Raw genomic sequence first — 6,679 nt, 5'->3', positions numbered from 1 at the left:
CCCGGATCTTGGTGACCTTCGGAAGGCCATCTCGCTCCGGCGAGCGACATCCGCAAGACTAAGACATTTGCAGTTTCGATGTCAACCTCAGGATCATTGATCCCGGTCACATCAGATGCGATCGTCATCTTGGGGTTAGGCGATCGATCGGGCTTTTGACTCGACCTCTCGGCGCAACGGGAAGTACTTTAGCCAGATGCCACCGGGCTTCGTCAACTTGAGAGAGCATGACCTGACCCACATAGGCAAGCCTAGCCACACCGACCCGATCTCCCACCTCCTCGCACAGAGAGCCCTATGGTTTGCGCCGAGTTGCTTCAACCCTCAACGTCCCTGAGTCCGGCACAGCTGGGTTCTTAGACCGAGGAGGTCTGTTGGCTACATCCAACACCCCCGTCGTCTTCCAGGACGACATCATCACTCGCCCAGGCGCGCGCAAGGCCCGGGCGATTCTGCGCATCCTCGTTGGCTTCTACTTCCTGTGGGCCTTCACCGACAAGATGTTCGGGCTGGGCTTCTCCACACCTAGCGAGCGCTCAGTGCTCCATGGCGGTCGGCCTGCGCAGGGCTTTATCAAGGCGGTGCCCCAGGGACAGCCGCTGGAGTCCTTCTTCTCCCTGTTCGTCAACCCCGTCGGTGACTGGCTGTTCCTCCTGGGTCTGCTCGGCCTCGGCCTGGCCCTCATCCTGGGGATGGGGGTCAAGGTCGCCGGCGTCGCAGGTCCGTTGCTCATGGCGCTGATGTGGCTTGCCGAGCTCCCGCCGATTCACTCCGGCGAGGCGTCGAACCCGCTCATTGAAGACCACTGGTTCCTGGCGCCCATCTTCGTCGTCGTCATGCTGACGCGAGCAGGCGACACCTGGGGCCTGGGACGCTGGTGGGCGTCCAAGGTCGGCGACAGCTGGCTGCGCTAAGACCACCGGTTCCCGGCCTGGCCGGATAAGACGTTGGGGGTGCACACGATCCCGTGTGCACCCCCAACGTCTTATCCGGTGTCTTGCCTCCGTTGCCGGTCCCAGGCTGTAGCCGCCTCAGGCCGGCAGCAGCCTCGGCTCAGGACTCGGCAAACTTGCGCACCGCGCGAGCCACGGCCTCAGCCACCCGGGTGTCAAAGGCACCGGGGATGATGTAGACGGGGCTGAGCTCCTCAGCAGCAATGACGCCGGCGATCCCGGTGGCGGCCGCCCGCAGCAGGTCGGTCGAGATGTCGACGATGCCAGTGTCCAGCAGCCCCCGGAACAGTCCAGGGAAGACCAGCACGTTGTTGATCTGGTTGGGGAAGTCCGAGCGCCCGGTCGCCACGACAGCCGCGTAGTCCGCAGCGCCGATCGGGTCGACCTCAGGAGTCGGGTTGGCCATGGCAAAGACGATGGCGTCCTTGTTCATGACCGCCAGGTCCTCGGGCTGAAGCAGGTTGGGCCCCGACACCCCGATGAACACGTCCGCGCCCTTGAGCCCCTCCTTGAGGGAGCCGGTGACGCCGCGCGGGTTGGTGTTCTCAGCCAGCCACTTACGGTGCTCGTTCATGCCCTCGGTGTGCGCACCGTCCAGCGCCCCGTCACGTCCGTAGCCAACGATGTCCGTGGCGCCGTGAGCCATGAGCAGCTTGGCGATTGCGGTACCGGCGGCGCCCACTCCCGACAGCACGATGCGCACGTCCTCGATCTTCTTGCCGACGATCTTGAGGGCGTTGATGAGCGCTGCCAGCGTGACGACGGCGGTGCCGTGCTGGTCGTCGTGGAAGACGGGGATATCCAGCTCCTCACGCAGACGTGCCTCGATGTCGAAGCACTTGGGGGCGGCAATGTCCTCCAGGTTGATGCCGCCGTAGGCCGGGGCGATCGCCTTGACGATCTGGATGATCTCCTCGGGGTCCTTGGTGTCCAGGGCAACCGGCCAGGCGTCAACGCCACCGAACTGCTTGAACAGCACCGCCTTGCCCTCCATGACCGGCATCGAGGCCTTGGGGCCGATGTCCCCCAGACCCAGGACAGCGGTGCCGTCCGTGACGACGGCGACCGTGTTGCGCTTGATGGTCAGCTGACGGGCGCGCTCGGGGTGGTCGTAGATGGCTTTACACACACGGGCCACACCAGGGGTGTAGACCCGGGCCAGGTCACGGCGGTTGTGGATCGGGGTGCGCGGCGCGATCTCGACCTTGCCACCCACGTGGGCCAGGAAGGTGGAGTCACCGACGTTGTGAACCGTCACGCCCTCCAGGGCCTTGAGGGCCTCAACCAGCTCGCCGCGGTGCTTGGAGTCGCGGGTGTCCGCGGTCAGGTCGACGATGAGGGTGTCACCGTCAGTGTCAGCGACGTCGACGCCGTTGACGATCGCACCGGTCGCCGAGGCGGTGTCCACCAGGGTCGTCACCGCCTTCTGTGAGGCGGGCACCTCCAGGTGAAGGGCGACGGTGTAGCTGGGGCTTGGCTGGGCCATGAGGTCTTCCTCTGCGTAAGCGGTCAGCGCAGACGCTGCGCGATTGTCGTTGCGGGACACCACGAGCCTAGCCCGAAGACGCGAACACCTGTTCACGCGGCGTCCACGTTTCGAGATGTTGCCGTGGGACGACGACGCAGCCTCCCCTCCCCGCACATCCGTGCCCCGGCCACCGGCTCTCCGTCAGGCCCACTGGACAGGCAAGGACCGCCAGCAGAGGCAGGACAAGGCGGAGCACAAGCAGCACAAGGGGCCCGGCTGGCAGGATCGCCTGCCAGCCGGGCCCCAGGGCGCAGAGCACTCGGCGGGGAGCACTCGTGCCTTCATCAGGCGCCGACGCGCTCCATGACCAGCTCACGCACGCGCTTGGCATCAGCCTGACCACGCGTGGCCTTCATCACGGCACCGACGATCGCCCCGGCTGCCTGGACCTTGCCACCGCGGATCTTGTCCGCAATGTCAGGGTTGGCGGCCAAGGCCTCGTCAACGGCAGCCAGCAGCGCCGAGTCGTCAGAGACAACCTCCAGGCCACGGGCCTCAACGACAGCCTCGGGGTCGCCCTCACCGGCCAGGACCCCCTCAAGGACCTGACGCGCGAGCTTGTCTGTCAGGCGGCCCTCGTCAACCAGCTTCTGGAGCTCGGCAACCTGCTCCGGAGTGACAGCCAGCTCCTCCAGTGCGACCTCCTGCTCCTTGGCGGTGCGGGAGAGCTCACCCATCCACCACTTACGGGCAGCCTGGCCAGAGGCTCCAGCCAGCGTCGTCGCCTCAATGAGCTCCAGGGCGCCGGCGTTGACGACGTCGCGCATCTCCTCATCCGCCAGGCCCCACTCCTCCTTGAGGCGACGGCGCTTGGCGGCCGGCATCTCCGGCAGGGAGGCGCGGATCTGCTCCACCCAGTCCCGGCTCGGGGCCACGGGCACGAGGTCAGGCTCTGGGAAGTAGCGGTAGTCGTCAGCGTCCGACTTGACGCGGCCTGGCTTGGTGGTGCCATCAGCCTGACCGTGACGGGTCTCCTGGAGGACCTCTCCCCCAGCCGCCAGGATGGCGGCCTGACGCTGGATCTCGTAGCGGATGACGCCGTCAATCCCACGGAAGGTGTTGACGTTCTTGGTCTCGGTACGCGTGCCCAGCGGGGCGTCAGGGCTCGGGCGCAGGGAGACGTTGACGTCGGCGCGCACGTTGCCGCGCTCCATACGGGCCTCGGAGACTCCCAGGGCGCGGAAGATGTCACGCAGGGTCCGCACGTAGCTCGCCGCGACCTCGGGAGCCTTGGCACCGGCGCCGATGATGGGCCGCGAGACGATCTCCACCAGAGGCACACCGGCGCGGTTGTAGTCCACCAGCGAGTGGTCCGCGCCTTCGATACGGCCGTCCGCACCACCAATGTGGGTGTTCTTGCCGGCGTCCTCCTCCATGTGGGCACGCTCGATCGGCACGGTGAAGAAGCTGCCGTCCTCCAGCTCGACCTCCAGGGCGCCGTCGAAGGCGATGGGCTCGTCCGACTGCGAGGTCTGGAAGTCCTTGGCCAGGTCCGGGTAGAAGTAGTTCTTGCGCGCAAAGCGGCAGGACTCGGCGATCTGACAACCCAGTGCCAGACCGATACGGATGGCGTACTCCACGCCCTTGGCATTGACCACCGGCAGCGCGCCAGGCAGGCCCACCGAGGTGGGGGTCACGCGGGAGTTCGGCTCCCCGCCGAAGGCGACAGGGGCGGCGTCGAACATCTTGGTAGCGGTGCCCAGCTCGACGTGCACCTCCAGGCCGATGACCGGGTCGAAGCGGCGCACCGCCTCGTCGTAGTCCATGAGCTCGTCAGCCATCTCAGGCCTCCTTCTCGTTCAGCTCGGGGGCGCGGTCCAGCAGGTGGCCGCCCCAGCTCTCCTCCAGCGTGGCCTCCAGGACAGCGCCCACCCGGTACAGGCGGTCGTCGGCCCGCTGCGGGGCGAGGACCTGGAAGCCGACCGGCAGGCCGTCGTCGCTCAGCCCGGAGGGCAGGCTCATGCCGGGGATACCAGCGAGGTTGGCAGGGATCGTGGTGACGTCCAGCTTGTACATCGCCAGCGGGTCATCCTTCTCCCCGAAGCGGTAGGCCGTCACCGGCGCCGTGGGCGAGACCAGGACGTCAAAGCGCTCCCACGCGGCGTCAAAGTCACGCTGGACCAGCGTGCGCACCTTCTGAGCGCTGCCGTAGTAGGCGTCGTAGTAGCCGGCGCTGAGTACGTGGGTGCCCAGGATGATGCGACGCTTGGCCTCATCGCCGAAGCCGGCGCCGCGAGTGGCTGCCATGACGGTCTCCGCCGTCACCGGACCGGATGTGGGCTCCACGCGCAGGCCATAGCGCATGCCGTCATAGCGGGCGAGGTTGGAGGAGACCTCAGCAGGCATGATGAGGTAGTAGGCGTCCAGCGCGTACTCCAGATGAGGCAGGGAGACGGTCTCGATCACCGCACCGGCCTCCTCCAGCAGCGTCAGTGCCGCGTGGAAGGAGTCCAGGACACCGCTGTGGTACCCCTCTCCCCCGTCCAGCTCAGCGATGACGCCGACGCGCAGACCAGTGAGGTCACGGCCGGCCTGGGCCGCACGCACCACTTCAGCCATGCCGCGCGGAGCGTCGGACAGCGAGGTCGAGTCCAGCGGGTCGTAGGAAGCCATGACGTCGTGCAACAGGGCTGTGTCCAGGACGGTGCGGGCCATCGGGCCAGGGGTGTCCAGAGACGAGGCCATGGCGATGACGCCGTAGCGCGAGACGGTGCCGTAGGTCGGCTTGACGCCGACGGTTCCGGTGACAGCCGCGGGCTGGCGGATCGAGCCGCCGGTGTCCGTACCCAGGGCAAGCGGGGCCTCAAAGGCGCCGACGGCGGCCGCCGATCCACCCGAGGAGCCGCCCGGGATACGTCCCAGGTCCCAGGGGTTGGCGGTGCGGTGGAAGGCCGAATGCTCGGTCGAGCCACCCATGGCGAACTCATCGAGGTTCGTCTTGCCCAGGATCGGCATGCGGGTCGCACGCAGGTTTGCCACGGCGGTGGCGTCGTAGGGCGGGATCCAGCCCTGGAGGATCTTTGAAGCAGCTGTGGTGGCCTGACCGCGAGTGACAAAGAGGTCCTTGACCGCCACCGGGACACCGGTGAGCTCAGGAACCTCGCGTCCCTGGCTACGGGCCTCGGCCCGGGCGGCGTCCGCAGCGTCGGCGTCGGACAGGGCCTTGACGGCGTCGACGTCCAGGAAGGCACCCACGGCGCCGTCGACGGCCTCGATACGGTCCAGGTGGGCCTGGGTGAGCTCGCGTGCGCTCAGGTCGCCGTGGGCCAGGGCGGCCGCCTGCTCAGCGGCGGTGGCCTTGATGAGGGAGGTGGTCATGAGGCGGAGTCCTCTCCCAGGATCTGCGGCACGAGGAACATGGAGTCCTCACTCGCCGGGGCACCGGCAAGAAGCTCCTCGACGTCGAGCGTGGGGCCCGGCACGTCCTCACGCAGCACGTTGGTCAGCGGAACAGGGTGTGAGGTGGCCGGAAGGTCAGGCGTGACAACGCTGGTAACCCGGGCGAAAGAGGACGCGACGGCGTCCAGCTCCCCGGCCAGGCGCGTCACCTCCTCATCGGTCAGGGCCACGCGCGCGAGTGCCGCGACTCGGGCGACCTCGTCCTTGGAGATGGCAGACATGCGGCTGAGTCTAGCCGGAGCGCCCGGTGCCAGCGTCACGGCACATGCACGATCTCACAGCATTGAGACAGCCAAGCTGATTGACAATCGGACTATCTCCCGTTGTCATGGGCCTTACAGACTCTGCGTCAGGTGGAGCATGACCGGGGTGGCCTCAGGTACCCCAGAACTGAGAAACAGGAATGCACGACGAGGAAACGGTCCGGGGCTCAGGATCCTCCGCCCAGCAGGCCGGTACTTCCACGACTCCGCAGCCGGCCCTGCCTACGCCCTACAGCAAGCAGACCAGCGTGCGTCGGACCTCAGTCTCCGGCGCGCAGCCGGCCTCCACCGGTGCCAGCACCGGTGGCGACACCGAGTCCCTGCCCGCAGTGCCTGCCGCAGCCCAGACAGCTGTGACGCCCAGCCCGTCAGCACCCAGCCCGCAGACGGCTGCCGCTCCCATGCCCGCGGCCGTCCCGCCTGCCACCAGCCAGACCTCGACGCTGCGCTCGGCCGCAACGCCTGCGGTCCCCGCGCCCGCCCCCGAGACGGAGAGCCCGAGTGAGCCGGCCGACGGCGACGGTGAGCGCACCGCC

5 protein-coding genes and 1 pseudogene are annotated in these 6,679 nt (G+C 67.6%); 2 read left to right on the top strand and 4 right to left on the bottom strand.

Going from position 1 to position 6,679, the window contains the following annotated elements; translation table 11 throughout:
* Positions 1 to 374 precede the first annotated feature (374 nt).
* Positions 375 to 914, top strand: coding sequence for a hypothetical protein (locus tag HMPREF0058_RS08175; RefSeq protein WP_006549302.1), 540 nt, complete (start codon positions 375 to 377; stop codon positions 912 to 914).
* Between the two features lie 139 nt (positions 915 to 1,053).
* On the opposite strand, the gene HMPREF0058_RS08170 is transcribed toward HMPREF0058_RS08175, so the two are convergent.
* The 4 genes from HMPREF0058_RS08170 to gatC all read right to left on the bottom strand — a co-directional run bounded on the left by HMPREF0058_RS08170 (position 1,054) and on the right by gatC (position 6,101).
* Positions 1,054 to 2,439, bottom strand: a complete 1,386-nt coding sequence (locus HMPREF0058_RS08170; RefSeq protein WP_006549301.1) for an NAD-dependent malic enzyme — start codon at positions 2,437 to 2,439, stop codon at positions 1,054 to 1,056.
* 326 nt (positions 2,440 to 2,765) lie between these two features.
* Entirely contained in the window at positions 2,766 to 4,262 is a 1,497-nt protein-coding gene (gene gatB / locus HMPREF0058_RS08165; protein ID WP_006549300.1) for an Asp-tRNA(Asn)/Glu-tRNA(Gln) amidotransferase subunit GatB, read from the bottom strand.
* A 1-nt stretch (position 4,263) separates the two neighbouring features.
* Positions 4,264 to 5,799, bottom strand: a complete 1,536-nt coding sequence (gatA, locus tag HMPREF0058_RS08160; RefSeq protein WP_006549299.1) for an Asp-tRNA(Asn)/Glu-tRNA(Gln) amidotransferase subunit GatA — start codon at positions 5,797 to 5,799, stop codon at positions 4,264 to 4,266.
* The gene (gatC, locus tag HMPREF0058_RS08155; protein WP_006549298.1) at positions 5,796 to 6,101 is read right to left on the bottom strand and encodes an Asp-tRNA(Asn)/Glu-tRNA(Gln) amidotransferase subunit GatC; all 306 of its coding nucleotides are present in this window, start codon (positions 6,099 to 6,101) and stop codon (positions 5,796 to 5,798) included. Before gatC ends, gatA begins: the two co-directional genes overlap by 4 nt.
* 182 nt (positions 6,102 to 6,283) lie before the next feature.
* Here gatC and HMPREF0058_RS12810 point away from each other — a divergent pair.
* Positions 6,284 to 6,679: pseudogene (locus HMPREF0058_RS12810) on the top strand (hypothetical protein); the annotation flags it as partial.

Origin of the sequence: Actinomyces urogenitalis DSM 15434, from assembly GCF_000159035.1 — a bacterium.
Lineage (GTDB): Bacteria > Actinomycetota > Actinomycetes > Actinomycetales > Actinomycetaceae > Actinomyces > Actinomyces urogenitalis.
This window is presented reverse-complemented; position numbering and strand designations above follow the sequence as displayed.

Coding starts and splice junctions, on each gene's coding strand:
- HMPREF0058_RS08170 (WP_006549301.1), bottom strand. CDS start 2,439: ATGGCCCAGCCAAGCCCCAGCTACACCGTCGCCCTTCACCTGGAGGTG.
- gatB (WP_006549300.1), bottom strand. CDS start 4,262: ATGGCTGACGAGCTCATGGACTACGACGAGGCGGTGCGCCGCTTCGAC.
- gatA (WP_006549299.1), bottom strand. CDS start 5,799: ATGACCACCTCCCTCATCAAGGCCACCGCCGCTGAGCAGGCGGCCGCC.
- gatC (WP_006549298.1), bottom strand. CDS start 6,101: ATGTCTGCCATCTCCAAGGACGAGGTCGCCCGAGTCGCGGCACTCGCG.